Genomic DNA, 1,495 nt, shown 5'->3' on the forward strand with positions numbered 1-1,495 from the left:
ATAAAAAACCTTAAGAGTGCTTCGCACTCTAAACCATGACAGAAAAACGGTTTCGCATTATAATTAAATGGGCAATACAAATCCGATGCGTTTATTGTGAGGTATGTCCGTACCCCCGTATAAAAAACTGGATGAGCTTTTTATCGTTTGCGATAAACCCATTACGTCTTGAGCGTGTAAATAAAATTACAAGTTAATATAGAAAGCTCACATTGCCTAATATTATTTTGGAGGTCATGATCATGGAAGTAATGATTGAACGATGCTGTGGGATTGATGTTCATCAAAAGACCATCGTTTGTTGTATATTATCTGGTCCATTAGAGACCAATAAACCCCAAAAACATCAGAAGACATTTGGAACTACCTCAGCCGAACTTAGAGCGGCACTTGAATGGATTCAATCATTCAATGTGACTGATATATTTATGGAATCGACTGGACAATATTGGGTCCCAGTTTTTAATATTTTCTCCGATAGTGAGATTCAATTAACACTGGCTAATCCTGCCCATATTAAAAATGTTCCTGGTCGAAAGACTGACGTCAAAGATGCTGAATGGATTGCTCAATTAGGGCGATGTGGGTTAATCCAATCATCTTATTTACCTTGTGCACAAGCAATGGAATTGCGTCAATTGACTCGCCGTCGGTTAAGCTATATCCAAAAACGGACACAGTCGAAAAATGAAATACATAATATCTTACAACGGGCAAATATTAAATTGACGAGCTATCTTTCAGATATCTTTGGTCAAACAGGCCAAGCATTACTCTCTTTATTTATTCATGGTGAAAAAATCACCCTTGAACGAGTCGCCGAGTGTATGCATACTCATGTTAAAGCGACACCCAAACAACTCTTAGAAGCCATGGACGGCAAAATGTCAAAGACTGACCGACGATTATTAGATGATTCATTGGAAGAGTACCGCTTTTATACAGAAAAAATTAAGCGAATGGATGGAGATATTGAGGAATTTATACTCACTTATTTTAAGGAAGAATATGAATTATTAATGGAGCTCCCAGGGGTGAAAGCAAATAGTGCTGCGGTTATCTTGGCAGAAATTGGTCCAGATGTAGAGGCCTTCAAGACAGCTGCGCACTTAGCTTCATGGGCTGGACTATCACCTGGTTCATATGAAAGTGCTGGAGTAAAAAAAAGCAGTCGAACCACCCGGGGGAATAAATACCTTAAAACAACACTGATAGCCTGTGGCGGTATTGCAGGAAGGTCGATGGACCCCGCTTTTTCGAATCTCTATCAACGTCTATCTGCTAGAGGAGCCAAAATGAAAGCTGTAGTTGCTTGCGGACACAAGTTACTACGTATCATATATAAGGTACTTTCTTGTCATATTCATTATGATAAACAAAAAGCATTAGGACTGCGCCAACAGAACTAATGCAACAATTTTTAAAAATTTTTCACTTTAATTATAGCATAGAGGGTGCTTTTTTGCGCCTTTTTTGTCTTTCTTTTCAAATAAAA

Annotated in this window: 1 protein-coding gene; it reads left to right on the forward strand. The window is 38.3% G+C overall.

What is annotated here, in order from left to right; all coding sequences use genetic code 11:
• Positions 1-242: 242 nt before the first annotated feature.
• Positions 243-1,409: an IS110 family RNA-guided transposase gene (locus HMPREF2811_RS02690; RefSeq protein WP_071407987.1), complete on the forward strand. Its 1,167-nt coding sequence runs from the start codon at positions 243-245 to the stop codon at positions 1,407-1,409.
• The last annotated feature ends 86 nt before the right edge of the window (positions 1,410-1,495 follow it).

Origin of the sequence: Globicatella sp. HMSC072A10, from assembly GCF_001811625.1 — a bacterium.
GTDB lineage: Bacteria > Bacillota > Bacilli > Lactobacillales > Aerococcaceae > Globicatella > Globicatella sanguinis.